26 protein-coding genes are annotated in these 22,907 nt (G+C 72.0%); 10 read left to right on the top strand and 16 right to left on the bottom strand.

Annotated features, from left to right (window positions below; translation table 11 throughout):
- Positions 1-223: 223 nt before the first annotated feature.
- A complete protein-coding gene (locus KKR01S_RS11425; protein WP_280513751.1) occupies positions 224-352 on the top strand; it encodes a hypothetical protein in 129 nt (42 codons plus the stop codon).
- A 24-nt stretch (positions 353-376) separates the two neighbouring features.
- Here the strand turns inward: KKR01S_RS11425 and KKR01S_RS01380 are convergent, their stop codons facing one another.
- Positions 377-1,144 carry a DeoR/GlpR family DNA-binding transcription regulator gene (locus tag KKR01S_RS01380; protein ID WP_061225108.1) on the bottom strand — a complete coding sequence of 256 codons (768 nt, stop codon included), beginning with the start codon at positions 1,142-1,144 and terminating at the stop codon, positions 377-379.
- A 137-nt stretch (positions 1,145-1,281) separates the two neighbouring features.
- On the opposite strand from KKR01S_RS01380, the gene KKR01S_RS01385 reads away from it, so the two are divergent.
- Positions 1,282-1,788, top strand: coding sequence for a PTS sugar transporter subunit IIA (locus KKR01S_RS01385; protein WP_061225109.1), 507 nt, complete (start codon positions 1,282-1,284; stop codon positions 1,786-1,788).
- A gap of 82 nt (positions 1,789-1,870) precedes the next feature.
- On the opposite strand, the gene KKR01S_RS01390 is transcribed toward KKR01S_RS01385, so the two are convergent.
- The 5 genes from KKR01S_RS01390 to KKR01S_RS01405 all read right to left on the bottom strand — a co-directional run bounded on the left by KKR01S_RS01390 (position 1,871) and on the right by KKR01S_RS01405 (position 5,551).
- The gene (locus KKR01S_RS01390; RefSeq protein ID WP_081101451.1) at positions 1,871-3,259 is read right to left on the bottom strand and encodes an MFS transporter; all 1,389 of its coding nucleotides are present in this window, start codon (positions 3,257-3,259) and stop codon (positions 1,871-1,873) included.
- Between the two features lie 166 nt (positions 3,260-3,425).
- Complete coding sequence (locus tag KKR01S_RS10875; protein WP_165596153.1) at positions 3,426-3,599, bottom strand: hypothetical protein; 174 nt, start codon at positions 3,597-3,599, stop codon at positions 3,426-3,428.
- A gap of 26 nt (positions 3,600-3,625) precedes the next feature.
- Positions 3,626-4,552 (bottom strand): alpha/beta hydrolase, encoded by a 927-nt coding sequence (locus KKR01S_RS01395; RefSeq protein WP_061225110.1) that lies wholly within the window; start codon positions 4,550-4,552, stop codon positions 3,626-3,628.
- Between the two features lie 160 nt (positions 4,553-4,712).
- On the bottom strand, positions 4,713-5,117 hold the full coding sequence (locus tag KKR01S_RS01400) for a fluoride efflux transporter FluC (RefSeq protein ID WP_058731457.1): 405 nt from the start codon (positions 5,115-5,117) through the stop codon (positions 4,713-4,715).
- Entirely contained in the window at positions 5,114-5,551 is a 438-nt protein-coding gene (locus KKR01S_RS01405; RefSeq protein WP_064725748.1) for a fluoride efflux transporter FluC, read from the bottom strand. Before KKR01S_RS01405 ends, KKR01S_RS01400 begins: the two co-directional genes overlap by 4 nt.
- Positions 5,552-5,720: 169 nt before the next feature.
- On the opposite strand from KKR01S_RS01405, the gene KKR01S_RS01410 reads away from it, so the two are divergent.
- The 3 genes from KKR01S_RS01410 (at position 5,721) to KKR01S_RS01420 (ending at position 8,869) form a co-directional block, all read left to right on the top strand.
- On the top strand, positions 5,721-6,815 hold the full coding sequence (locus tag KKR01S_RS01410; protein WP_061225111.1) for an aldo/keto reductase: 1,095 nt from the start codon (positions 5,721-5,723) through the stop codon (positions 6,813-6,815).
- A 7-nt stretch (positions 6,816-6,822) separates the two neighbouring features.
- Positions 6,823-8,139, top strand: a complete 1,317-nt coding sequence (locus tag KKR01S_RS01415; protein WP_099049699.1) for an MFS transporter — start codon at positions 6,823-6,825, stop codon at positions 8,137-8,139.
- A gap of 103 nt (positions 8,140-8,242) precedes the next feature.
- Positions 8,243-8,869: a hypothetical protein gene (locus KKR01S_RS01420; protein ID WP_061225112.1), complete on the top strand. Its 627-nt coding sequence runs from the start codon at positions 8,243-8,245 to the stop codon at positions 8,867-8,869.
- 208 nt (positions 8,870-9,077) lie between these two features.
- Here the strand turns inward: KKR01S_RS01420 and KKR01S_RS01425 are convergent, their stop codons facing one another.
- From KKR01S_RS01425 to KKR01S_RS01445, 5 genes are all read right to left on the bottom strand, one after another.
- Positions 9,078-9,677, bottom strand: a complete 600-nt coding sequence (locus KKR01S_RS01425; RefSeq protein ID WP_061225113.1) for an Asp23/Gls24 family envelope stress response protein — start codon at positions 9,675-9,677, stop codon at positions 9,078-9,080.
- On the bottom strand, positions 9,674-10,228 hold the full coding sequence (locus KKR01S_RS01430) for a DUF6286 domain-containing protein (RefSeq protein ID WP_058731709.1): 555 nt from the start codon (positions 10,226-10,228) through the stop codon (positions 9,674-9,676). Before KKR01S_RS01430 ends, KKR01S_RS01425 begins: the two co-directional genes overlap by 4 nt.
- 5 nt (positions 10,229-10,233) lie before the next feature.
- Positions 10,234-10,644, bottom strand: coding sequence for an Asp23/Gls24 family envelope stress response protein (locus tag KKR01S_RS01435; RefSeq protein ID WP_081046368.1), 411 nt, complete (start codon positions 10,642-10,644; stop codon positions 10,234-10,236).
- 3 nt (positions 10,645-10,647) lie between these two features.
- Positions 10,648-10,830, bottom strand: a complete 183-nt coding sequence (locus KKR01S_RS01440; RefSeq protein WP_058731710.1) for a hypothetical protein — start codon at positions 10,828-10,830, stop codon at positions 10,648-10,650.
- A 141-nt stretch (positions 10,831-10,971) separates the two neighbouring features.
- Positions 10,972-11,457: an Asp23/Gls24 family envelope stress response protein gene (locus tag KKR01S_RS01445; RefSeq protein WP_061225114.1), complete on the bottom strand. Its 486-nt coding sequence runs from the start codon at positions 11,455-11,457 to the stop codon at positions 10,972-10,974.
- A 328-nt stretch (positions 11,458-11,785) separates the two neighbouring features.
- On the opposite strand from KKR01S_RS01445, the gene KKR01S_RS01450 reads away from it, so the two are divergent.
- The 3 genes from KKR01S_RS01450 to KKR01S_RS01460 are packed head-to-tail and all read left to right on the top strand — an operon-like array spanning position 11,786 to position 13,363.
- A complete protein-coding gene (locus KKR01S_RS01450) occupies positions 11,786-12,373 on the top strand; it encodes an RNA polymerase sigma factor (protein WP_061225115.1) in 588 nt (195 codons plus the stop codon).
- Entirely contained in the window at positions 12,370-13,029 is a 660-nt protein-coding gene (locus KKR01S_RS01455; protein ID WP_129358054.1) for a hypothetical protein, read from the top strand. Before KKR01S_RS01450 ends, KKR01S_RS01455 begins: the two co-directional genes overlap by 4 nt.
- On the top strand, positions 13,016-13,363 hold the full coding sequence (locus KKR01S_RS01460) for a hypothetical protein (RefSeq protein ID WP_058731714.1): 348 nt from the start codon (positions 13,016-13,018) through the stop codon (positions 13,361-13,363). The genes KKR01S_RS01455 and KKR01S_RS01460 overlap by 14 nt, the downstream gene beginning before the upstream one ends.
- A 90-nt stretch (positions 13,364-13,453) precedes the next feature.
- Here the strand turns inward: KKR01S_RS01460 and KKR01S_RS01465 are convergent, their stop codons facing one another.
- From KKR01S_RS01465 to KKR01S_RS01490, 5 genes are all read right to left on the bottom strand, one after another.
- The gene (locus KKR01S_RS01465; protein WP_058731715.1) at positions 13,454-13,933 is read right to left on the bottom strand and encodes a pyridoxamine 5'-phosphate oxidase family protein; all 480 of its coding nucleotides are present in this window, start codon (positions 13,931-13,933) and stop codon (positions 13,454-13,456) included.
- 192 nt (positions 13,934-14,125) lie between these two features.
- Positions 14,126-16,273 carry a glycosyltransferase family 39 protein gene (locus KKR01S_RS01475; RefSeq protein ID WP_058743661.1) on the bottom strand — a complete coding sequence of 716 codons (2,148 nt, stop codon included), beginning with the start codon at positions 16,271-16,273 and terminating at the stop codon, positions 14,126-14,128.
- A gap of 48 nt (positions 16,274-16,321) precedes the next feature.
- The gene (locus KKR01S_RS01480) at positions 16,322-17,692 is read right to left on the bottom strand and encodes a bifunctional glycosyltransferase family 2/GtrA family protein (RefSeq protein WP_081101453.1); all 1,371 of its coding nucleotides are present in this window, start codon (positions 17,690-17,692) and stop codon (positions 16,322-16,324) included.
- A gap of 280 nt (positions 17,693-17,972) precedes the next feature.
- Positions 17,973-18,473, bottom strand: coding sequence for a hypothetical protein (locus tag KKR01S_RS01485; protein WP_061225116.1), 501 nt, complete (start codon positions 18,471-18,473; stop codon positions 17,973-17,975).
- A 777-nt stretch (positions 18,474-19,250) separates the two neighbouring features.
- The gene (locus KKR01S_RS01490) at positions 19,251-20,279 is read right to left on the bottom strand and encodes a hypothetical protein (protein ID WP_061225117.1); all 1,029 of its coding nucleotides are present in this window, start codon (positions 20,277-20,279) and stop codon (positions 19,251-19,253) included.
- A 160-nt stretch (positions 20,280-20,439) separates the two neighbouring features.
- Between KKR01S_RS01490 and KKR01S_RS01495 the strand changes: the two genes are divergently transcribed.
- Both KKR01S_RS01495 and KKR01S_RS01500 read left to right on the top strand, forming a co-directional pair.
- Positions 20,440-21,195 (top strand): response regulator transcription factor, encoded by a 756-nt coding sequence (locus KKR01S_RS01495; protein ID WP_058731667.1) that lies wholly within the window; start codon positions 20,440-20,442, stop codon positions 21,193-21,195.
- Entirely contained in the window at positions 21,195-22,778 is a 1,584-nt protein-coding gene (locus KKR01S_RS01500) for a sensor histidine kinase (protein ID WP_061225118.1), read from the top strand. Before KKR01S_RS01495 ends, KKR01S_RS01500 begins: the two co-directional genes overlap by 1 nt.
- Positions 22,779-22,907: the final 129 nt, after the last annotated feature.

The raw sequence follows: 22,907 nt of genomic DNA on the forward strand, positions 1-22,907 counted from the left end.
ATGGCTCGACCCCCCGGCCACCGGACTTGCGGCGGATTCGGGATTTCGCCGAGCGGAGCGGCGGACTCATGCACTGCGGAGTGTCGATCCGGGAGCGGGCGGGGCGGCGGGGGCGGGAGGATGCGTTCCCGGAGGGCGATCACCCTGGTCCGCGGCGTCGGGATGGGTCATGCTGGAAGCGGCGCCCCGTCCGGGGCGCCTCGAGCCACCGAAGGAGCCCGTCATGCCCGATCCCACGAAGGACGACCTGGAGCACACCGCCTCCGAGGAGGAGCCCGGCCAGGGCGAGACCACCGAGGAGGCCGCCGAGCAGCAGATCTCCGGCAGGGCACAGGAGCAGCGCGACAGCTGATCCCCCTCCCCGCGGAGCGCGGGGCTATGCGGTGTGCAGCCGCACCCCGTGCTCCGCGCACCAGCGGGCCAGGTCCTCATGGGGCGCCTCGGCGACGATGTCGTCGATGACGTCCAGGGCCGCCAGGTGGTAGAAGTCCTGATATCCCACCTTGGAGGTGTCCAGGGGCACGACGACGCGCCGTGCCGCCTGGATCGCCGCCTGCTTCACATACCCCTCGGCCACATCCACAGTGAAGATCCCCTGCGGGGTGATGCCGCTGACCCCGATGAACGCGGTGTCCACATGGAAGCGGGAGAGGGTCTCCACGGTGATGGCCCCGCTCAGAGAGCCGCCGACCCGCTTGTACTCCCCGCCGAGCAGCGTGTGGCGGAGGCCGGGGCGCTCCGCGACGGCCATCGCCGCGCCGATCGAGTTGGTCAGCACGTTCACCGCATCCCGCTCCAGATGCTCGGCGAGCACCTCGATCGTGGTGCCGGAATCGAGGAACACCGACTGTCCCTCCTGCACCATCTCCGCGCAGCACGCGGCGATCGCCCGCTTGGCCTCGATGTGGCGGGCCTTCCTGGCGTCATTGGTGGACTGCGGTCTGGTTTCGATCGCGATCGCTCCACCATGGGTGCGTCGCAGGAGTCCCTCCTGCTCCAGGGCGGTGAGGTCCTTGCGCAGCGTGGGCTCGCTGACGCCGAAGGGCTGCACGAGGTCGGCCAGCCGGACGCTGCCGGCGCGCCGAACCAGGTCGGCGATCTTGCGGCGGCGCTGTTCGGCGAAGTCCGTGCTCTGAGCTCTCATCGCTCCCCAGGATACCGGCGTCGCCGGGTGAGGACGGCGCAACGGACCCCATCCGCCACTTAGTTTCGTTCTTGATCGTTGCACATCGGTCTCTTTCGTTCTACGCTCATTCTGAGCATAAACGAAAGGTAACGATCATGTTCAAGCGCACCCGCACCCCGAACCACAATCACACCGCCACCCTCCTCTCTCCCGTCACCGGGGACCTCGTCTCCCTGTCCAAGGTCCCGGACCTGCTGCACGCCCGCCGCGTGCTGGGACCGGGCGTGGCCATCGCCCCGGAGGATGGGCTGTTCGTCGCACCGCTGGACGGCGTCGTGCGCACCAGCCCGCGCACCCCGCACGCCTACTGGATCCGCTCCGAGGACACGCTGGCCGGCGCCCCCCTGGAGATCCTCGTCCTGGTGGGCACGGACAGCAGCCGCGCGCAGGGTCCGGCGGTGACCCCGCTGGTGGCGGACGGGCAGCGGGTCGCCGCCGGGCAGCCGCTGTGCCGGGCCGATCTGGAGATCCTCGAGGCTCAGACCAGCTCCACCCTCTCCCCCGTGGTCATCACCGTCTGCCCCGAAGGCACCGCGATCAACCTCGGCACCGCGCATGCCACCGCCGGTTCGACGCCGCTGGTCCGCCTCACCGCCGCCTGACCCCGCGCCGAACCGTCACCGGCGTGGCGTCTGATCTCCTCAGAGCCCACGCGGGTGACGGCTCGGCGATTCCGCACGCTCCCTACCGCCCGTAGGCGCTGGACTCCGGGTGGTCCAGGGTCGAATGGCTCCGGTTGTCGTGCATGAACAGCACCGCGACAAGGCCCAGCACCCCCACGACCACCACGTACCAGGGGAAGACGCCCGCGAAACCCTGCTCCTTCAGGAACAGCGCCACATACTCTGCGGACCCGCCGAACAGAGAGTTGCCGATCGCATACGTGAAGCCCACCCCGAGCCCGCGCACGTGCGCGGGGAACATCTCCGCCTTCACGATCCCGGAGATCGAGGTGTACAGGCTGAGGAACAGCATCGCCACGAGCACCAGCAGTGAGGCGGTGACCAGGGAGGAGGACCGTCCGATGAGCGTCAGCAGCGGCACCACCAGCACGATCATCCCGAGCACGTAGATCAGCATGGAGGTCTTGCGCCCGATCCGATCCGAGAGCCACCCGGCCGCCGGTTGCATCAGCAGATACAGCAGCAGGCACACGGTCATCGCATCGGCCACCTCCCCCTTGGCGAACCCGCCGGTGTTGATCAGATACTTCTGCATGTACGTGGTGAACACGTAGAAGGTCAGCGAGCCGATGCTCGTGATCCCCAGGACCACCCAGAACGCCCGCGGGTAGTCCCGCAGGATGGTCAGGAACCGGCCGGTGGTGCGCCGCTGCCGCTCCTCGGACGTCGTCGTCTCCGCCAGCCCGGAGCGCAGCCACAGGGACACGACGGCGGCCAGCGCCCCGATCACGAAGGGCAGGCGCCACCACCCGGCGGTGATCGCGTCATCACCGAGGGTGTGGGTCATGATCACCGCGAGCAGGCTGGCCAGCAGCTGTCCGCCGATCAGCGTGACGTACTGGAAGGAGGAGAAGAACCCGCGCTTGCCGGCGGTGGCGACCTCGGACATGTACGTGGCGGTGGAGCCGTACTCCCCGCCCACGGACAGACCCTGCACGCACCGCACGAGCAGCAGCAGCCACGGCGCGGCCGCCCCGATGGTCTGCGCCGTCGGCAGCATCGCCAGACACAGGGACCCGGCGCACATCAGCAGGATCGAGGCGAGCATCGAGGTCTTGCGGCCGTATCGGTCCGCGACCCGCCCGAACACGTACCCGCCGATCGGGCGCATCAGGAAGCCGACGAAGAACACGGCCGCCGACTTCGCGAAGGCCCCGGTCTCCCCCGTGCCGGTGAAGAACAGTGGCGCGAAGTACACGCTGAAGAACGCGTAGATGTAGAAGTCGAACCACTCCACGAGGTTGCCGCTGGAAGCGGCGAGGATGGACTTCACGACGCTCGCGGTGGAACCCGCGCCGGGATCGGCGGAGCCCGGTCCGGGATGCCGTCGAGCCTCGGACTCGACTGGGGCCTCCTCGGGGGTTCGGCGGGAAGGTTCCGCGGGGGACATGGCAGCTCCTCGATCCGATGAGAGATATTCGCCTCAGAATACTTCCCTCAGAGTAATCCACGTCACCGACGCCGACTGACCCCGCGCCGAGCCGTCACCGGCGTGGCGTCTGAGCCCCTCAGAGCCCCCGCGGGTGACGGCTCGGCGATCCGCGGGGGAAGGCACCTCAGCCGTGCTCGGAGAGGAAGCATTCGGCGGCTCCTGTGACCAGCTGGTAGCCCGCGGACTCGCGCGCCTGAGCGTCGAAGGCGTGATTGGCCAGCGGGACCCGCAGATCCGTGACCGCGGCTCCCCGGGCGCGGGCCGCGGCGACGAAGCCCCGCACCGAATCCGGGGGCACGAACGTGTCCGCTCCGCCGCGGATGATCAGCGTCGGCGGGTCACCGCGCGTCGCCCAGGTGCGCGCATCCAGGGTCTGGTAGCGCTCGGGATGCTCCGCGGGGTGCCGCCGACGAACTCCTCCGCGGCCTTCCCGGCCCCCAGGGCCCGGACCCGCTGCACCGCGGCCACGTCCACCGTGGGATACAGGGCGACGACGGCGCGCGGCACCGGCAGGGCGGCGGCGTCGTCGATCCCATCGAGGGTCCCCGCCGCGATCCGATCCGCCAGATTCACCGCCAGGCCCCCGCCGGCCGAGTCGCCGAACACCGAGATCCGCCGGGGATCCCCGCCCAGCGTGCCCGCGTGGCGGGCCACCCAGGCGTAGGAGCGGGCCAGGGAGCGCGGCGCCTCCTGCCAGGTCGGGTGCCCCGGGGAGGCCAGCGGGTACTCCGGGCGCACCACGAGCCAGCCGCGCTGGGCGAGGGCCCGCAGCGTGGCCTGCATCTGGGCGTCGGTGTTCCAACCGCCGCCGTGCACGTCGAACAGGATGGGGGCGTCCTGGGCCCCGCCGGGCGGCGCCCAGATCTGCAGACGACCGTGGGCATCCTCCCGGGTGGGGATGGTGCGATCCGGTGCCGCGACCATGGACCGCGGCGCGAGGGTGCGGATCACGTCCACGGCAGCGCCGGCTCGCTGCGCGGTCACGACCACGGCGCCGTAGGCGGCACCGGGGACCACCGCACCCAGCACCGCCAGGGCCAGGGCGCTCAGATCGCGGATCCGTGCCGCGGCCCGCGCGCGAGGGCGGCGTCCGGCCAGCATCCCGGAGAGCGTGAGCAGCGCGCCGAGCAGTGCGGTCGGGACGAGGAAGGGCGCCAGGGTGGGCAGAAGGACGGAGAGGGCGAAGGGCACCTGCCCCGCCGCCGGGACGATGGCGAGGGCGGCGGGGATGCCCGCGAGCGCGCAGAGCACCGCGCCGAGGACCCGACGCAGTCGACCGCGGCGGGCCGATGCGCCCGGGGACCGGCGTCGCGGCCCCGCCGGATCGACAGCGACCTCGCGTCCCCGTCGCGACAAGATTCGCATAGCCTCAGAATAGGGTGCCGGGCCGACGGCCGACAGGGGTCGGGAGCTACAGGTGCAGCCCCAGCAGCATCCCGCCCCAGGCCGCGAGCGTCCCGAGGCCGATGACCCCGAGCAGGTTCGCCGCGGCCAGCCCCCACCGGCGCTCCTGCACCAGCCGCACCGTCTCGACCATCGCCGTCGAGAAGGTGGTGTACCCGCCGAGGAAGCCCGTGCCCAGCACCGCCTGCCACACCGGGGACACCAGCCCACCCAGGGCCAGACCGGTGACCAGGCCCAGCAGGAAGGAGCCGGTGACGTTGATGACGCCGGTGGCCCACGGGAACGCCGCCCACCCGCGCAGCGGCGCCGAACCTGCCGCGACGGCGGACTTCAGCAGCCCGTCCAGCAGCATCCGCACGGCGGCACCCAGCCCTCCGGCCAGGCACACGCCCAGGAACAGGACGAGGCTCATGCGTCCTGCACCTCCCGCTCCGGGGAGGCCGGGGCCACCAGCCGGTGCCCCAGCGCGACGCCGAGGAAGGCCGCCGCCAGCCCCAGCACCAGGGTGGCCGCCGGGTAGGCCAGCCCCACCCCGAGGCCCCGCTCCCCCAGCAGCTGGACGGTGGTCTCGGACAGCGTGGAGTAGGTGGTGAACCCGCCGAGCAGGCCCGTGCCCACGAGGATGCGCCCGGTGCGCCGGATGCCCTGGTCCGGGCCGCGCATCGCCAGACCCTCCAGCAGCAGGCCCAGCAGGAAGGCGCCGAGCACGTTGGCGACCAGCACCGCCCCGCGGCCCTGACCGGCCCCGGGCAGCAGCAGCGTCAGCCCGTACCGCAGCCCCGTGCCCAGCGCGCCGCCGAGGAACGCGAGGCCGAGGTAGCGGAACCTCAGATGCAGGGGGCGCACGGCTGCCTCCTCAGGTCGGACGGATGGACGGCGGATCCGGAGATGATCCGTCTCCACGGTAGTCCCTCCCCCGACCCCGACGCCCCCGGAGCAGGAGAGCGCCGGAGGAGCCCGGAAACGGGGAGCACAATGGGAGGACTACGCATCCCCTCGCGAACGGAGCACCACCGTGGACCACATCCGACTCGGCGATTCCGGGCTGTACGTCTCCCGCCTGGCCCTGGGCACCATCCCCTTCGGCTCCGGCGGCGGCATGGAGGAGATTGCCGGGCTGGACGACGCCGCCGCGACCCGCCAGCTGGAGACCGCCCTGGAGCGCGGCGTGAACTTCGTGGACACCGCGAACATCTACAACGGCGGGGACTCCGAGAAGGTGCTGGGCCGGATCCTCGGCCGGCACCGGGAGGAGATCGTGCTGACCTCCAAGGCCCGCACCGCCGTCGGGGACGGACCCAACGACTCCGGGGCCTCCCGGCTGCACCTGACCCGCGCCGTCGAGGACTCCCTGCGCCGCCTGGATACGGACCACCTGGACCTGCTGTACCTGCACCAGTGGGACGGGCAGACCCCCATCCGGGAGACCATCGAGACCATGGCACAGCTGATCCGGGCCGGGAAGATCCGCTACTGGGGGGTGTCCAACTACAGCGGCTGGCAGCTGGCGAAGACCGTGTACGAGGCCCGCATGGCCGGTCTGCCCGCCCCGATCGCCCAGCAGGTCTACTACACCCCCGAGGCCCGGGAGATCGAGTACGAGATCATCCCGGCCGCCCGGGACCTGGGGGTCGCCACCTTCGGCTGGTCCCCGCTCGGGGAGGGACTGCTCAACGGGAAGGTGCGCCGCGGGCGCCCGACGCCGTCGGACACCCGGCAGGGCACCGGCTGGCCCGAGCCACACGTGACGGACTGGGACCGAGCCTACGACCTCATCGAGCTGTTCGACGAGATCGCCCAGGAGCTGGGGTGGAGCATCCCGCAGGTGGTGATCTCCTGGATCCTGGGTCGCCCCGGGGTGGCCGGCACGGTGATCGCGGCCCGGCGCCAGGAGCACCTGGAGCAGGACCTGGACGCCGCCGAACTGCACCTGCCGCAGGAGGCCCGCGATCGCATCACCCGCGCCTCCCAGCTGCCGGCCTACTACCCGCTGTGGCACCGGCTGATGAACGGCCAGGACCGCCCGGAGCCGACCGAGAAGGAGTTCTTCGCGGAGCAGCGCGAGCACGTCTTCGGCGCATCGGACGGCGCCTCCGGCGACGACGACTGAGCCGCCCGTGCTGAAGCCGATCCTCTGGCCGGTCCTCGTCCCGTCCCTGCTGTTCTCCATCGGCATCGGGGCGACGATCCCGGTGTACGTGCTGGCCGCGCTGCAGCTGGGGGCCGGCAACGCCCTGGCCAGCGGCACCGTGACCCTGATGGGCGCGGTCTCCCTGATCTTCACGGTCCCGGTGGGCATCCTCATCGACCGGGTCGGGGACCGCCGGGCGATGACCCTGGGCACGGTCGCGGCCGTCGTCGTCACCGCCCTGACGGTGTTCGCGCTGGCCGCTCCCCTGGCCCAGCCGCTGGCCCTGACCCTGTACATCGTCCTGCTGCTGTTGCGCGCCCCCGTGGAGGACATCTGGCGCCTGGCCCGGCAGGCGGTGGTCGCCGAGCACATGCCCCCGGCCCACCTGGGCAAGGCCATGACCGCCCTGGGCGGGACCATGCGGGTGGGCAACCTGCTGGGCCCGCTGATCAGCGCGGCGCTGCTGGTGTGGCTGCCGCTGTGGTCCGTGTACGTGTTCTCCTGCCTGTGCGCGGTGCTGGCCGTGGTCATCCTGAACATCCCGGCCCTGAACCGCGGCTTCGACGACGCCGCGGCCCGCTCCTCCCGCGCGGGTACGGAGGAGCCGGTCCCGGAGATCGGGGCGGCCACGGGGGCCGCCGAACCCGAGGGACCCGCCGAGGCGGCCGCGGACCTGGCCGAACGGGCCGAGCCCGTCCCACCGAGCCCGCGCCCGTCCCTGCGCACCCTGGCCGTAGACTGGCACGCGGTCTGGCTGGCCGGGATCGGGATCCTGGTGCTGGCCGTGGCCCGGGTGCTGCAGCCGCTGATGGTGCAGCTGTGGGGCGCGTCCATCGGGCTGCACGAATCCGGGATCTCCCTGCTGGTGGCGGTGGGCGCGGCGATCGAGCTGGTGCTGATGTTCCCCGGCGGGTACCTGAAGGACCGGCTGGGCCGGGTCGCGGTGCTCACCGCGTGCCTGGCCGTGTTCGGCGCGGGCTTCGTGCTGATGGGCGCCGTGCCCACGGTGGCGGGGCTGGTCGCGGCCGTCGTCGTGATGGCGGTGGGCAACGGCCTGGGCGCCGGGGTGAACATGACGATCGGGGCGGACCTGAGCCCCGCGGTCGGCCGGGCCCGGTTCCTCGGGGTGTGGGCGGTGTTCACCAATGCCGGGCAGCTGGGCGGACCCGCCCTGGTCTCCGCGCTGCTGAGCATCGCCAGCCTGCCGGCGGCCCTGATCTGCGCGGGCGCGGTGACCCTGGGCGGGGCCGTGTGGACGGCGGCCACCGGGCGGCGCACCGGCCTGCCCGGGCCGCGGCGCTGAGCCGACGCCGACCCGGGAGCCGACCCGCCGCTGAACCGGCACCGGGTCGGCCCCGTGCTCACTCGGTGCCGGCTTCCACATCGATGGTGACAGGATGGGCTCCATGCACCGCGATCAGCGCTTCACCGGCCACATAGCCGGGGTCGGCACCGCCTCGGGGCTGCGCCTGGTCCTGGGAGCCTGGCACACCACGCCCCACGGACCCTTCGCCGACGTCATGCTCGCCCACCCGGACGGCACCCGCCAGCTGCTGGCCCCGGACCCGTGGGTCCGGGACTTCGTGAGCGCCACCTACACCTTCGACGACGCCCGCGTCCTGCCCGTGCGCCTGGCGCGCACCGGGACGGGGCGGGCCTCCCGGTGGGAGGTCTCGGCCGGGCCCCTGGAGTGGAGCTTCGCCGTCGGGGCCCGGGACCCCCTGGGGCTGCTGCTGCGCGCCGTGCCGGGGCCGGTGGGCCGCTCCCGCAGCTTCGCCGGGATCACCGACGCCGTCGCCCGCCGGCTCCTGCCCGGGGTGCGCACCCTGGGCACCGCCGGGAACGGGCGCACCGAGTGGTACGCGGCCGCGGACCTGCACCGGATCGCCGACTCCCGGGTCCGGTGGCGCGGGCGCGACGCCGGACCCCTGGCGCCGGTGGACCCGGCCCCGCAGTTCGGCTTCGGCTCCACCCCGCGCACCCCGTGCCTGACGGCCCTGACCAGCACGGTGCGCCTGCCCGCGGGCGGCTGAGACCGCGGGCTTGCGCGCAGAGAAAAAGGAGGGGCCGTTCCCACGCCGTCGATGACGACGCGGGAACGGCCCCTCCGTGGCGGTGCGGACCCTCCCCCGAAGGCCCGCGGCACCGCCGCGGTCGACCACCCCTATGGTCGGCCCCATGGTCGACTCCGCCCTGCCGGGCGGATCCCCAGCTGACGGCACCCGGATCCGGGTGCGCCAGCTAGGCGACCACGACCTGATGGCGCTTGGCCGTCTCCTGGGAGACCGACACCTGCACGCCGAGATTCGTGAAGCGCTGCTCCAGCGCCTGGGCGGCCTCCGGCAGGATCTCCTGCTGGATGGCGCCCAACAGCTCCTGCACGTCCACCCGCTCATTGGCGGTGACGTCCAAGGCCAGCTCGGGGGCGCGGGCCGTGCCGCGCAGCACGGCCTTGGCCCGGGTCACATGCTCCAGGTCCTCGACCCGCTGCTCCAGGGCATCCGTGACGGCCGACGCCGGCATCACGGTGGTGCCCTGGCGGGCGTCCCGGTGCAGCTGCAGCGGGGAGGCCTCCTGCTTGCGGGGGGTCTGGGCGGCCAGCCACCACACGGCCAGCAGCACCAGCACGATCCCCGCGGCCAGGGCCGCGCCGGGCAGCCACTGCTGCCCCAGCACGTCCGAGGCCCCCTGCAGGGGCTGGGATCCGGCGTCGAAGCCGTTCAGTCCCCAGGAGGAGACGAGACCGGCGGCGGTCAGGATCCAGAAGGCCCCGGCCAGCAGCAGGACGAGGCCGATCACGGCCAGCCACGCGCGGTTCAGCGCGCCTGCTCTCTTCCTCATGACATCTCCTTCGTCACGGCCCGCACGCGGACCTTCGGCACGGGGGTCACCCCGGCCTCGGACAGACGACGCTGGACGCTGCCGCGGACCTCCTCCACGATGTCCCGGTGCTCGCGCAGCGGGGTGGTGATCTGCACGATCACGGAGCGCGGATCCGCGGAGGAGCTGACCTTGGTGACGCCGTCCACCAGCGAGGCCTCGGCGGAGGCCAGCCCCGCCAGGGACTTGTTGGTGATCACGGCCTCGGTGCTCCCGTCCACGGCGACCGATTCCGCCACGGGCAGGCTCAGCCGGGCGGCGTGGTGGCGACCGGGCACGATCGCCCCGATCAGCAGCACCAGACCCAGCAGCACCAGGATCACGGCGACGGTCCAGCCGACCGGGGAATCCCAGGCCAGCCCGGAGGCGCCGTCCACGGCGTCGTCAACCTGCGGCATCCAGCGTCCGGAGCTCAGCTGGTCCACGGACAGCCAGATCAGCAGCGCGCCGAGGGCGAGCAGCACCACGCAGGTGACGATGACGGGGGTCAGCCGGGTGGGACGTTGGCGCATTCCCTTCACAGCAGCTCCCTCCTTCCCTGTTCGGTGCGCGGCTGCAGGTAGCCCACGCGGATGTCGACCTGGCGGATCTGCACGCCGGTGGCCTCGCTGACGCGCCGGCGCAGGGTCTCGCGCAGGTCCTCGGTGACCTGGCGGATGGGTGCGGGGTAGCGCACGCCGACCTCCAGGGCCAGGGTCGCGATCCGCCCGGTCAGCTCCACCTTGACGGAGGGGCGGGCGGAGAGGCTCTCCTGCTTGCCGATGCCCAGGACCCCACCCGAGGTGCCCCCGATGTGGGGCTGCTCGGAGGCGATCTGCGCGGCGATCTTCTCGATCACGCGCTCGGCGAGGACGGTGCGTCCCCGCTCGTCGGGCGCTGGGGCCTGCGCGTCGGCGGCGCGGCGGCCCGCGGTGGTGGTCTCAGCCATGGGTCACCTCCGGTCGGAGGACTTGCCCATCAGGGAACGCAGGTCCAGGCGGCCTTCGAGCACCAGACCGACCACCAGGCCGATCGCGCCGAAGAGCACCACGATCAGGAACATGGAGAAGGTCCCGAAGGCGGCGACGATGCCGAGGACCAGGCCCACGAGCAGACCGAAACGAGTGGTGTTCATGATGAATCCTTACAGATGAGTGTCCAGGGGCCGCGCCGCCGCGCCCCGCGAGGACCCGTCGGATCGGGGCCCTGCGGGTGGTTCGCGGCGCGTCGGCGCGGCCGGTGGGGGAAGCCGCCCCGGGTGGGGCGGCGGGGAGGACTACTGGAGCTGCTTGCCCTCGTCCTCGGTGTCGTCGTTCTCCTCGGGCAGGTGCACGTCGGTCACGTTGATGTTGACCTCGACGACCTCCAGGCCGGTGGCCTGCTCCACGGTGGAGATGACGTTGCGGCGGATGGAGCGGGCGACGTCCACGACGGAGGCGCCGAACTCGATGATGATGGACAGGTCCACCGCGGCCTGGCGCTCGCCCTTCTCCACGGACACGCCGCCGGAGACGGAGGTCTGGGCGCCGGGGATCCGCTCGGAGACGGCGTCGAAGGCGCGACGGGCGGCGTTGCCCATCTTGTACACCCCACCGACCTCGCGGGCGGCGATGCCGGCCAGCTTGGCGACCACGGTGTCGTTGATGGTCGTGGTGCCCTGCGAGGTCTGCAGCGGGCTGTTGTTGGCCCCCTTGTCCTCGGAGCGCTGCCCGTTCTGCTGAGCAGAGGAGGTGGTGGACTTGATGTCGTTGGTGTTGGCCATATCGATGACTCCTTCCTCATGACCGCCATCGGCGACGGTCACCAGTACAGACGCCGCCCGTGCGGAATCCTCACGCAGGTTCTCGAGATTTTTTTCCGGCGGCTTCCCGGAGGGGTGCCCGCGGGCCTCCCCGCGGGAGCCCGGAGGACCGCATCGTCCCCAGTCGGACCGGGATTGTGCGGAGTACGCCGGGGGAGAACCCCGAGGGGCGACGTCAGATGCGTCACGTACCCTGGGGAGGGCAGCCGCCCGGCCCGCGACCCCGCGGAATCCCCGGACACGGCCACCGAGCAGCAGCGACCACCGACGAACGGAGGGGAACCACGGCATGGTCCGGCACGAGCCCGCAGGGCCCGACCTCGAGGACATGGACCTCGCAACGGTCGTGGAGCGCGCCCAGGACGGAGACCTGGAGGCCTTCGAGCCCCTGGTCATCCGCTACGAGACCTCCCTGTTCCGCATGGCCTACCGCATGCTCGGGGACCGATCCGAAGCGGAGGACGTCACCCAGGAGACCCTGATCTACGCGTGGCAGAAGCTGGAGACCCTCCGGGAGCCGGTCACCTTCCCCACCTGGCTGCTGCGCATCGGGGCCAACCGCTGCAAGGATGCGATCCGCAGCGACTCCCGCCGCGGCACCCAGGCGGTGGAGGACGAGACCCTGGAGCGCATCCCCTCGGCGGCGGCCGGGGAGGACCCGCACCGCCGGGCGGAGAGCCGGGCCGGGATGGATCAGCTGAACCGGCTGCTGCAGACCCTCCCCGAGGATCAGCGGCTGGTATGGATCCTCCGGGAGCTGCACGGGTACTCCTACAATCAACTGGCAGAGACGCTCGGAGTCAGCGAAACCGTGGTCCGGGGCCGGTTGGCCCGCACCCGGAAGAATCTGGCGCAAGGAATGGAGGCGTGGCGATGAGCAGCCAGCACCAGGACGTCGACCCCGAACGGCAGCGGTCCGGCACGGGCCCCGCCGCCCCGGAACCACATGTCGTCGGCCCCTCGGACCCCGCCGCGCCCGACGAGGGTGAGGAGCTGCTGGGCTGCGGGCGCCCCATCGACTCGATCTGGGCCACCCTGGACGGCCCGCCCGATGAGCACCAGCGCAGCTGCGAGTACTGCACCCAGGCCCGGCACAGCCTGCAGTCCCTCGCGGCCCTGACCGATGCGGCCCGGGCCGAGGAGCAGGAGCTGGCACCGGCCCCCTCGATCCGCTCGCGGGTGATGGGCTTCGCCCGGATGCACGTGCGCCGGTCCCACCCCGTCCTGGCGTTCCGCACCGACTCCTCGGAGCTGTTCGTCAGCCAGGCCGCGGTGGCCGCGCGGGTGCGTCGCACCGTGGACTCCTTCCCGGGTCTCACCGCCCGGCGCTGCCGGGTCAGCACCGAGCAGACCCTGCCGGACGGGGAGCGGCCCCTGCACCTGCGGGTGAGCATGAACATCTCCCCGGAGAGCGTCTACACCAGCTATGACCGGAACCTGCGCACCGCCATCGTGGAGGATCTGCGCGATGAGCTGGGACTGACAGCCCAGACGGTGGACTTGGAGATCGAGGACATCAATGATCGCGTCTAGCACGGCCGCCGCCCCCCAGGGGCAGGCGCCCACCAGCCTCATCCACCGGATCGCCGAGGTCCTCGACGCCGACCCCGACGTCGTGCGCCGGGAGCCGACCCTGGCCCAGTTCGTCACCAGCCTGCGCCGCGGGCAGGCCCGCGAGCGGGTGGACGGGCTGCGGGTCTCCGAGACCGACGCCGGGGTGCGCGTCTACGCGGAGATCACGGTCCGGCGGGAGCGTTCCCTCCTGGAGATCCACCGTCGTCTGCGCGACGCGGTGGAGGCGGCGGTGCTCGAGCAGACGGGTCGGGCACCGGCCCTGCTGGATCTCACGATCCTCGGCACGGAATAGCCCGAGACAGCGCGAGCCTGCGCCGCAGATTCACCGCGGCGCAGGCTCGACGCTCTGCTGGGCCCCGGGATCACCGAGGCCCGTCGGTCCTCAGAGCTCGACGGTCTCCGAGGAGCCCTGCGGGCGCTGCCCGGTGACCTTGGCCTTGAGGATCGCGCCGAGGGCCTTCGCGCGCCCACCGGGCTGACCCCAGAACTGGGCGGACTCCCCCTCGAAGCGCAGCACCCCGAGGTTCGGATCCTCCTTGCCGTGCTCGAACCAGGCGCCGGCGGCGTCGTTCCACAGCCGATCGATCGTGGCCCGGTCCTCCTCGAACTCCACGGTCCCGGACACGGACAGCCAGGATCCGGCCTCGGCGAAGGCGAGGTTGACTTGGCCGTTCTTCCGCAGGTTCTCCGCCTGATCCCCCTGCAGCCCGATGAAGAAGCGCACCACGGCCTCCTCGGTGACCTCCTGCGGGGTCATCGGGTAGGACTGCAGGGTGCCGTCGGCGGCGACGGACGTCATCATCACGAAGCGCTCGCCGCGCATGATCTCGACGATGTCCGCGCGGGTCAGTTCCTCGGCCATGGTTCTCCTCCTGGGGTTGGGGTGCCGCCGAGCCCGGGGCTCGTACGGCGGGTGGTTCCGCCTCCCATGCTCCGCCGCCCCGCTCCCGTTGGCCAGGGTGCGGGGCCGGTTGCGCGCACGGCGGACGGAGCCGACGCCGCCACCCAACATCATGGGCGGCGGCGTCGGGTCCCTCTTACGGGGTGCGCAGGGTCAGGAGGAGGACGAGGAGGTCAGGTCGTAGACCGTGGTGCCTCCCACCGTCGTCGCGGTGAAGTGCTCCTGGACCCACTGCTGGATGGCGGAGGAGCTGGAGTCACCCATCCCGCCGCCGCCCATGCCGCCGGCGATGAAGTAGTGGATCTTCCCTTCGGAGACCATCTGCTTGAACTCGTCCAGCGTGGGGTACGGGTCCGAGCCGTTCCAGCCGCCGATGTCCAGGACCTCGGTGTCCGACGCGAGCATGTAGTTCGCCGCCCCGGTCGCGCCCATGGTGGCCGCGGAGTACTCGGTGCCGGCGTTCTCCAGCAGCTCGGTCAGCTCGGCGTTGGACTCGCCCATGCCGCCGCCCATGCCGCCCTGGGCCCCGTCGGTCTGGGTGCCGTCGGAGGTTCCGGACGCGGACGCGTCGGTCTGCGCGGAGTCGGTCCCGGTCTGGCCCGCGCCGCTCTGACCGGTTCCGTCCTGGGAGGTGCCGTTCTGGGCGGCACCCCCGGGCGCGGTGCCGGTCTGACCGGTGCCACCCTGGGTTCCGTCCGTCTGGGTGCCATCCGTCTGGGCGCCGTCGGTCTGCCCCGCGGCCCCGCCGCCGGGGGCACCACCCGTGCCGCCGCCGGGTCCGCCCATCCCGGATGCACCGGCCACGGCCGGCCCGGAGGACGGGGTGGAGCCGGTGTGAGCCTGGCCCGCGGTGGCGACACCCCAGGAGGCCGTGCCGAGGCCGCCGAAGATCAGCGCGGCCAGGGCCAGCACCGTACCCATCCGGCGGAAGCCGCCCGGGCGCAGCCGGTGCACACCGGCCGCGATCGCGACCGCGGTGAGGGACCCGCCGATCAGGATGACCCAGGGCAGCCACGGCAGCCAGTCCGCCCCGGCGCTGCGCAGCAGGGCGAAGTTCCAGATCACCGTGATCAGGAGGGTTCCGGCCAGCGTCCAGCGGGCCGGGGCGTACTCGCGTCCTCGCCACAGCTCGACGCCGCCGATGGCCACCAGGGCGGCGACGGCCGGGGCCAGGGCCACCACGTAGTAGGGGTGGATGGTGCCCTGCATGAAGGAGAAGATCCCGGCTGTGATCACCAGCCAGCCGCCCCAGACCAGCAGGGCCGCGCGGGTGCCGTCCGTGCGCGGGGCGCGGCGGGTGAACCAGAGGCCGGCCACGAGCAGCACCGCGGCGGCGGGCAGCAGCCAGGAGATCTCCGGGCCGAAGCCGGAGTTGAACATCCGCAGCACGCCGGTGGAGCCGCCGAACATGGAGCCGCCACCGCCGCCCCCTCCGCCGCCGTTGCCGGAGCCGCCGAAGATCCGGCCGAGGCCGTTGTACCCGAAGACCAGCTCCCAGAAGGAGTTGTTCTCCGTGCCGGCCATGTACGGGCGGGAATCGGCCGGCCAGGCGTAGAACACCGCGGCGTAGGCCAGCACCGGCAGGCACACGCCCACCGCGGCCACCGCGAGATCGCGGATCCTGCGCACCCATCCGCCGCGGGCGGCCACCAGCACGGCCAGGGCCAGGGCGGGCAGGATGAGGAAGCCCTGGAGCATCTTGACCAGGAAGGCCAGACCCAGGATGAGTCCCGCGCCGAACAGCCACCCGGTGGAGGCGAAGCGCCGGGCCGGGTCGGATTGGATCGCGCGGATGGTGAAGTACGCGCCGAGGGTCAGGCACAGGGTGAGCATCGCGTCCGGGTTGTTGAACCGGAACATCATCACGGCCACCGGGGTCAGGGCCATCAGGGTTCCGGCGATCAGCCCGGCGATCTTGCCGCTGGTGCGCTTGACCGCCAGGTACAGCACCCACACGGCGGCGATGCCCATGAGCGCCTGCGGCAGCAGCACCGTCAGGGAGCTGAAGCCGAAGAGGCGGGCGAACAGCGCCGGGATCCAGTAGGCGGCCGGCGGCTTGTCCACGGTGATGCCGTTGTTGGCGTCCAGGGAGCCGAACAGCATCGCCGTCCAGGATTTCGATCCGGCACGCACGGCGGCGGCGTAGAAGCTGTTGCCCCAGCCGGAGATGGTCAGGTTCCACAGGTACAGCACGGCGGTGCCGAGCATCATCAGGGCGACGGCGGGGTTCAGCCATCGCGGTTCGCCGGGTGTCCCGGCGATCAGCCGCCGGAAGCGGCCGGGGGTTCTCTGGGTCAGCATGGTGCTCCTCAAAGGATCAAGGGGTTGGGGAGGGGGTCAGGGGTGGGTTCAGGCGGCGCGGGCGGCGTCGGCCTCGGCGGGCTCCGCCGGTCGCACCGTCTCGGGAGTGCCGGCGAGGCGCGCCTCGGCGGCGTCGGCTGCGGATTCGGCTGCGGCGTCCTCGCGGGGGCGGAAGACCCACCAGCGGAACAGGAGGAACTTCAGGACGGTCGCGGCGAGGTTGGCCAGGACGACGGCGATCACCTCCAGCACGGGGTGGTTCCCGCCCAGCGCGTCCAGGCCCGCCAGGGCCCCGGCGGTCAGGCCCCAGCCGAGGAAGAACACGATCAGGCCCTGCAGCTGGTGCTTGGCCGCTCCGGCGCGGCCGGTGACCCCGAAGGTGAAGAAGCGGTTCACGGCGGTGTTGGCCACGGCCGTGATGATCAGGGCCAGGAAGTTGGCCCACTGCGCGCTCATCGTCATCCGGCACAGCACGAAGATCAGCAGGTAGGCGAGGGTGGAGCCGACGCCGACGACGCAGAAGCGCACGGCCTGGGAGAACAGGGCGTTGGACTGCCCGGCGATCGCTCCGCGGCCGAGTTCCGCGCGCAGGGCGCTGACCGGGATCCGGCCGGTGGCCATCTCCTTGGACAGCCGGATCATGCCCTTGATGTCGTCCGTGGCGGTCTTGACCACGTCCACGCTGGAGTGGGGGTCATCGGTCCAGTCGACGGGGACCTCGGCCACGCGCAGGCCGACCTTGTCGGCGAGCACCAGCATCTCGGTGTCGAAGAACCAGGCGGCGTCCTCGGTGTAGGGCAGCAGCTTCTGGGCGACGTCGGCGCGGATGGCCTTGAAGCCGCACTGGGCGTCGGAGAAATGGGCGCCCATGAAGGTGCGCAGCATGAGGTTGTAGCAGCGGGAGATGAACTCGCGCTTGGCCCCCCGGACCACCCGGGAGCTGCGGTTCAGGCGGGTGCCGATGGCCAGGTCCGAGTGCCCGGTGATCAGCGGGGCGACCAGCGGCTGCAGGGCGGCGAGGTCCGTGGACAGGTCCACGTCCATGTACACCAGCACGGCGGCGGCCGGGTGGGTCCACACCTCGCGCAGCGCCCGGCCCCGGCCCTTCTGGTCCAGGTGCACGGTGCGCACCGCGGGCAGCTCGCGGGAGAGGCGCTCGGCGATCACGAGGGTCTCGTCCGTGGAGGCGTTGTCCGCGACGGTGATGGAGTACGTGTAGGGGAAGTGCTCGGCGAGGTAGGCGTTGAGCCGGCGCACGCAGGCCTCGATGTCGGTCTGCTCGTTGTACACGGGGATGGTCACGTCCAGCACGGGCTGCGGTCCGCGGGTGTCCACGGGGTCCCGGCCGATGTCGACGACGCGGGCGGCGGCCGCGGTGCGGGAGGTCAGGGACTGGGGGGTGGGGGCTGTGGTGGTCATGGGACCAGCGTCGAGGCCCGGTGTGTGCCGCCTGTGTGGCGCTGCTGTGCCGTTGCTGTGACTGCGGAGGGGCGGGGCGGGATGGGGGCTGGGGCAGCAGCGGGTGGCCTGGTCAGGCGAGACGGCGGTCCTTACGGCGTTGCGCTGTCTCAGAGGGCTCAGACGGGATCGTCATCCGCATGGGGGTTCTTGAAGAGCGAGTCCAGCATCGCCCCTCTTCAACGAGAAATCGCCCCCTGCAGTCGGTTCTGGGCATCCACCGCCGAGAGGATCTCATAGATCATGATCTTCCCTGGTCGAAGTCGAGGACCGTGGTCTTGACGGATGGCCTGGCCGTCAGCTTCACGGACACGCCCCGGCCCTCTTCGGTGAATTCTGCGGTGAACTTCTCGCCCCATGATCTGATGGACAACCCCTGGCGGAAGTGCAGCATGCGACCATCGCGCCCATCGAACTTCACGGATTCGACGGTCGCGACACCGAGGAGGAAGACCTCCTGCGCCTCTTCCATCGGTCTGTCGATGCGCAGGGAACCGGTGGACCTGACCCCGCTCCTCGTGATCTTGAATGTCTTCACACCCTGCGTGTACTCGGCATGCCAGGGGCGCAACCTGATCCGGTGTACTGCGCCCAGCAGAAGACAGGCGGCGAAGGTCAGGGCATACGAATAAGCCCAGGCGTATGATTCCTCAGAGGTTGCCGCCAGCGTTATCCTCGTCGCCGCCGAACTGAGGATGAGCCCAGCCGTCCCCGCCGGAAGATATCCGAAATGCCACTCCATCGGTGAGGACCTGATCATCGAAACGCCCAATGCCCGTGGGTTGATGTCATCGAGAGGACCCGGTCTCTTCCGGGCACCGGGTGCCGCTCATCAGATCCGGCGGAGCGCTCAGATCCTCCGGCTCCATCCGCAGCACCCGAGCCTCGCGATGCCATCAGCATCCGAGGTCGGGGCAGGACGGGAAGCGGCATCGCGACCCCCTCGACAAGGCACGCAGGCCCACACCACGGAGCGCGATCCGGTGCCTGATGAGAAGTGTCAGACATCATGTGGGCTCCGTCAAACTCATCCCTCGCGGGCGGCTTCGAGGCAGGACCCTACGGTCGAAGCCCGAGCTCGGGGTGCCGACGCGGGACGCGCCCGCCGCGGCCTCGCCCTCTCCCCCGATCGATTCGAGCAGGCCGGGCGAGAGCGCGGTACCGCGAGGATGAGACGATGCGGTCTGCACCCCCGGGAACCACAACCGCGGGCGCAAACCGCATCCATGCCCTCCGGATCCGGCAGAAGTGTGTCTCGGGGCAGCGAAGCCCCGGAGCGCGGACCGGGAGCGTCCGCGGGTGCGAGCCCGTCCCATGACGCCGGAGGCGGGGAGAACGGGAGGGCTGACGGTCCTGATGGAGCCGATGCCCCGCGGATGAGACACCATCGTGCTCTCCCCCACGAGGTGAGGCAACCCGAAGCAGACGCCCCGCCCCCGCGCCATCGCGGGTGCGGGGCGTCTGCCCTGGTCACACGCCGAGACCCCCGATAGTGATATTCCTCACCGTCGGGGCTGGGTCAGGAGTCCGTCCCGGAGGAGTCCGACGACGACCCCGAGCCCTGGCCCGCGGCCCCCTGCCCGCCGGAGGCCCCGCCCGTCCCGGAGGTGCCCGTCCCGGACTGGGCGGCCTGCAGCGAGACGAGGGTGGCGGCGTCGTCCTTCTTGGTCCCGGAGGCCATGACCTCATCCCCAGTGGAGATGCCGCTCACCAGGGAGGAATCGGACACGGTGTAGACCTGGGTGTGCCCGTCGGAGGACTTCACGGTCACGGAGGAGTCGGAGATCTTCTCCACCGTGCCGGTCTGGGTGATGGTGGTGACGTACTCGCCGTTCTGCTCGGTGACGCTCTGCGAATACAGCGGCTGCCCGCCGGCGATGCCCAGCCCCGCAGCACCCATGCCCGGTGCGCCGCCCTGCGCGGTGCCGCCGGCGCCCGTGCCCGACTGGCCGGTCCCCGACTGGCCCGTCCCCGACTGGCCCGTGCCGCCCTGCTGCCCGGACTGACCCGCGGCGCCGGAGCCGTCTCCCGACTGGCCCGCGCCCGCCTGGCCGGTGCCGCCCGCCTGGCCGCCACCCATCCCGCCGCCCATGCCGCCGGGTCCTCCCTGGCCCTGGGAGCTGGAGGAGTCCGCCGCGGAGGACAGCCCGTAGGCGGCCGCGGCCGCGCCCCCGGTCACGGCGATCGCGATGGCCGCCGTCGCCGCGGTCTTCCGGGTGCTCCAGGTGCGCCCCGCCCTGCGGTCCCGGGCTCGCTCCCACTCCTCGGCGGGAGCGCCCCAGGCCGGGGCGGGACCCCCGGCGATCGGCTCGGTCTCCTGTCGGTGCGTGGCGGGGTAGGAGGCGGCGGGGCGGGTCGCCTCTCGGCGGCGGGAGCCGGTCTCGGCGCGGCGGACGTCGTCGACGCCGTAGCCGTCGTCGACACGGTGGACGCTCTCGGAACGGTTGACGTCGTCGGAACGGTGGGCGTCCTCGGCGCGGCGGGCCGCCTCCTCGGCGGATCGGCGGGCGTCATCCTGCGGATGCTGTGCGGAGTCGCGGGTGGTCATGGCTGGGGATCCTCTCGGTCGGGTCCGTGGTTGGTCCCTACCGACGATCCGGAGGCCGCCTGTGCCCCGGCTGTGCCGGTGTGTTCGGGTTGCTGTGACCTGTCCCCGAGACGCTGTCCAGGCCCCCGTGGCGGGCAGGCCGCGGGCTAGTGTGTGGAGCATGAGCCAGAACACCGCCGCCTCCGCCACCGAGCTCGCCCGGAACCTGCCCGCCCTGGAGCACCCGGACGGCAGCCGCATCCGGGCGCTCGTCGTCGACGACGAGGCGATGCTCGCCGAGCTGATCGGCTCCGGCCTGCGCATGACCGGGTGGGAGGTGCGCTCCGCCGGGGACGGCCCCTCCGCCCTGGCCGCCGCCCGCGAGTTCCGCCCCGACGTGCTGGTGCTGGACATCATGATGCCCGGGTACGACGGCGTCGAGCTGCTCTCCCGCATCCGCGCCTTCCAGCCGGAGGTCCCGTGCCTGTTCCTGACCGCCAAGGACTCCGTGGATGACCGCATCCAGGGCCTGGCCGCCGGGGCCGACGACTACGTGACCAAGCCCTTCTCCATGGAGGAGGTGATCATCCGGCTGCACCGGCTCGTGCAGCGCTCCGGGGTCGCCGCGGTGGACGACGCCGAGCTGGTGGTCGGGGACCTGGTGCTGAACCAGGACACCCGCGAGGTCACCCGCGGCGGGGAGGAGATCACCCTGACCGCCACGCAGTTCGAGCTGCTGCGCTACCTCATGGAGAACGCCAAGCGCGTGGTGTCCAAGGCGCAGATCCTGGACAGCGTGTGGAATTACGACTTCGGCGGGCAGGCCAACATCGTGGAGCTGTACATCTCCTACCTGCGCAAGAAGATCGACGTCGGCCGCGAACCCATGATCCACACGGTGCGCGGGGCCGGGTACGTCATCAAACCCGCCGTCTGATGGCCCTCGCGCACGACGACGCCACCCCCGCCCCGCGCAGCCCGGCGGCCCCCGCGCGCGCCGGGCTGCTGCACCCCGGCCGGTGGCGGCTGCGCACCCGGCTGATCGCGATCCTCCTGGCGTTCCTGGGCATCGCGTGCCTGGTGATCGGCGCCGCCAGCTACGCCGCGATGGACGCGAACCTCACCGGACAGCTGCGCACCCGACTCGCCGAGGCCTCCGACCGGGCCACCAGCTTCGCCGGACCGCACCGCGGCCAGGACGGCACCGGCGCCGATGGCTCCGCCGGGGGAGCCGACGGCGGCCAGGATGCGGCCACGAGCACCCCGAGTCCCTCCTCCACCGCCCCCAACCCCCTGAACGCCCCGGGCCAGGCCGCCGGAACACTCAACGCCCGGGTCATCGGCGGCGAGTTCGTCTTCGGCGGGATGCTGGACACCCGCGGCTCCGCCGTCGCCCTGACCGCCGCCGACGAGCAGACCCTGCTGGACCTGCCGGTCGGGAAGCAGGCGCAGCGGGTGAGCCTATCCCAGGGGGACTACCTGGCGCTCGCGGAGAAGGACGCCAGCGGGCAGACCGTCATCACCGGGCTGCCCACCGCGGACATGGACCGCACCCTGACCACCCTGCTGCTGATCACCGTCGGCGTCAGCGCGGCCGCCCTGGTGCTGGCCGGGCTGCTCGGCTCCTGGGCGATCCGGCGGACCATGAAGCCGCTGGAGCGGGTCTCCGCCGTCGCCACCGACGTCTCCCAGCTGGATCTGGGCGCGGGCCAGCTGCCCCCGGAGACGCGGGTGGCTCCGGCGGACGCCCGCCCGAGCACGGAGGTCGGCGCCGTCGGGCACGCGCTGAACCTGATGCTGGAGAACGTGGATTCGGCGCTGAGCGCGCGGCAGCGCTCCGAGGACCGGGTGCGGGAGTTCGTCGCGGACGCCTCCCACGAGCTGCGCACCCCGCTGGCGGCGATCCGCGGGTACTCCGACCTGCTGAAGTGGACCGAGGACCTCACCGAGGACGGGCAGCGCTCCCTGGGCCGGATCGACTCCCAGTCCCAGCGCATGGCAGCCCTGGTGGAGGACCTGCTGCTGCTGGCGCGCCTGGACCAGGGTCACCAGCCGGTCAGCGAGGACGTGGACCTGACGGAGCTGGTGGTGGAGAGCGTCTCCGACCTGCAGGTGGCCGCTCCCTCGCACCGCTGGGCCCTGGAGCTTCCCGAGGAGCCGGTGGTGGTGCGTGGGGACCCCCGGCAGCTGCGCCAGGTGCTGATGAACCTGCTGTCCAACGCCCGCAAGCACACCGACGAGGGCACCACCGTGACCACGGCCCTGGGGGTCAGCGCCAACCGCCGGGAGGCCGTGCTGACGGTGACCGACGACGGCCCCGGCATCGACCCGGACTTCCTCCCGCGGATCTTCTCCCGCTTCGCCCGGGCGGATCAGGCCCGCTCCGGGGAGGTCGGCACCACGGGCCTGGGCCTGGCGATCGTGAAGGCGATCGTGGACAGCCACGGCGGGCGGATCGCGGTGGCCTCCCGCCCGGGCCGCACCGAGTTCGAGGTCCGCCTCCCGACGGCGTCCGCGTAGCCGAGTAACCGGGGGGCGGGCCGGGCCGAGCCGAGCGGCAAGGCACACCGACCCGGCGCATCCGTTCCCACCCGAGCCTCCCCGTGCGGCGAGACGGCGCATTCGTTCCCAAATACGCCGAAGGTGGGA

This window comes from Rothia kristinae NBRC 15354 (genome assembly GCF_001570865.1).
Lineage (GTDB): Bacteria > Actinomycetota > Actinomycetes > Actinomycetales > Micrococcaceae > Rothia > Rothia kristinae.

What these genes read in the sequence shown, in the direction of transcription:
- KKR01S_RS01455 (WP_129358054.1), top strand. Translation starts at nt 12,370, where the DNA reads ATGAGCAGCCAGCACCAGGACGTCGACCCCGAACGGCAGCGGTCCGGC.
- KKR01S_RS01465 (WP_058731715.1), bottom strand. Translation starts at nt 13,933, where the DNA reads ATGGCCGAGGAACTGACCCGCGCGGACATCGTCGAGATCATGCGCGGC.
- KKR01S_RS11425 (WP_280513751.1), top strand. Translation starts at nt 224, where the DNA reads ATGCCCGATCCCACGAAGGACGACCTGGAGCACACCGCCTCCGAGGAG.
- KKR01S_RS01440 (WP_058731710.1), bottom strand. Translation starts at nt 10,830, where the DNA reads ATGAACACCACTCGTTTCGGTCTGCTCGTGGGCCTGGTCCTCGGCATC.
- KKR01S_RS01435 (WP_081046368.1), bottom strand. Translation starts at nt 10,644, where the DNA reads ATGGCTGAGACCACCACCGCGGGCCGCCGCGCCGCCGACGCGCAGGCC.
- KKR01S_RS01475 (WP_058743661.1), bottom strand. Translation starts at nt 16,273, where the DNA reads ATGCTGACCCAGAGAACCCCCGGCCGCTTCCGGCGGCTGATCGCCGGG.
- KKR01S_RS01450 (WP_061225115.1), top strand. Translation starts at nt 11,786, where the DNA reads ATGGTCCGGCACGAGCCCGCAGGGCCCGACCTCGAGGACATGGACCTC.
- KKR01S_RS01460 (WP_058731714.1), top strand. Translation starts at nt 13,016, where the DNA reads ATGATCGCGTCTAGCACGGCCGCCGCCCCCCAGGGGCAGGCGCCCACC.
- KKR01S_RS01490 (WP_061225117.1), bottom strand. Translation starts at nt 20,279, where the DNA reads ATGACCACCCGCGACTCCGCACAGCATCCGCAGGATGACGCCCGCCGA.
- KKR01S_RS01480 (WP_081101453.1), bottom strand. Translation starts at nt 17,692, where the DNA reads ATGACCACCACAGCCCCCACCCCCCAGTCCCTGACCTCCCGCACCGCG.
- KKR01S_RS01485 (WP_061225116.1), bottom strand. Translation starts at nt 18,473, where the DNA reads ATGGAGTGGCATTTCGGATATCTTCCGGCGGGGACGGCTGGGCTCATC.
- KKR01S_RS01425 (WP_061225113.1), bottom strand. Translation starts at nt 9,677, where the DNA reads ATGAGGAAGAGAGCAGGCGCGCTGAACCGCGCGTGGCTGGCCGTGATC.
- KKR01S_RS01400 (WP_058731457.1), bottom strand. Translation starts at nt 5,117, where the DNA reads ATGAGCCTCGTCCTGTTCCTGGGCGTGTGCCTGGCCGGAGGGCTGGGT.
- KKR01S_RS01420 (WP_061225112.1), top strand. Translation starts at nt 8,243, where the DNA reads ATGCACCGCGATCAGCGCTTCACCGGCCACATAGCCGGGGTCGGCACC.
- KKR01S_RS01385 (WP_061225109.1), top strand. Translation starts at nt 1,282, where the DNA reads ATGTTCAAGCGCACCCGCACCCCGAACCACAATCACACCGCCACCCTC.
- KKR01S_RS01445 (WP_061225114.1), bottom strand. Translation starts at nt 11,457, where the DNA reads ATGGCCAACACCAACGACATCAAGTCCACCACCTCCTCTGCTCAGCAG.
- KKR01S_RS01495 (WP_058731667.1), top strand. Translation starts at nt 20,440, where the DNA reads ATGAGCCAGAACACCGCCGCCTCCGCCACCGAGCTCGCCCGGAACCTG.
- KKR01S_RS01380 (WP_061225108.1), bottom strand. Translation starts at nt 1,144, where the DNA reads ATGAGAGCTCAGAGCACGGACTTCGCCGAACAGCGCCGCCGCAAGATC.
- KKR01S_RS01430 (WP_058731709.1), bottom strand. Translation starts at nt 10,228, where the DNA reads ATGCGCCAACGTCCCACCCGGCTGACCCCCGTCATCGTCACCTGCGTG.
- KKR01S_RS01390 (WP_081101451.1), bottom strand. Translation starts at nt 3,259, where the DNA reads ATGTCCCCCGCGGAACCTTCCCGCCGAACCCCCGAGGAGGCCCCAGTC.
- KKR01S_RS01500 (WP_061225118.1), top strand. Translation starts at nt 21,195, where the DNA reads ATGGCCCTCGCGCACGACGACGCCACCCCCGCCCCGCGCAGCCCGGCG.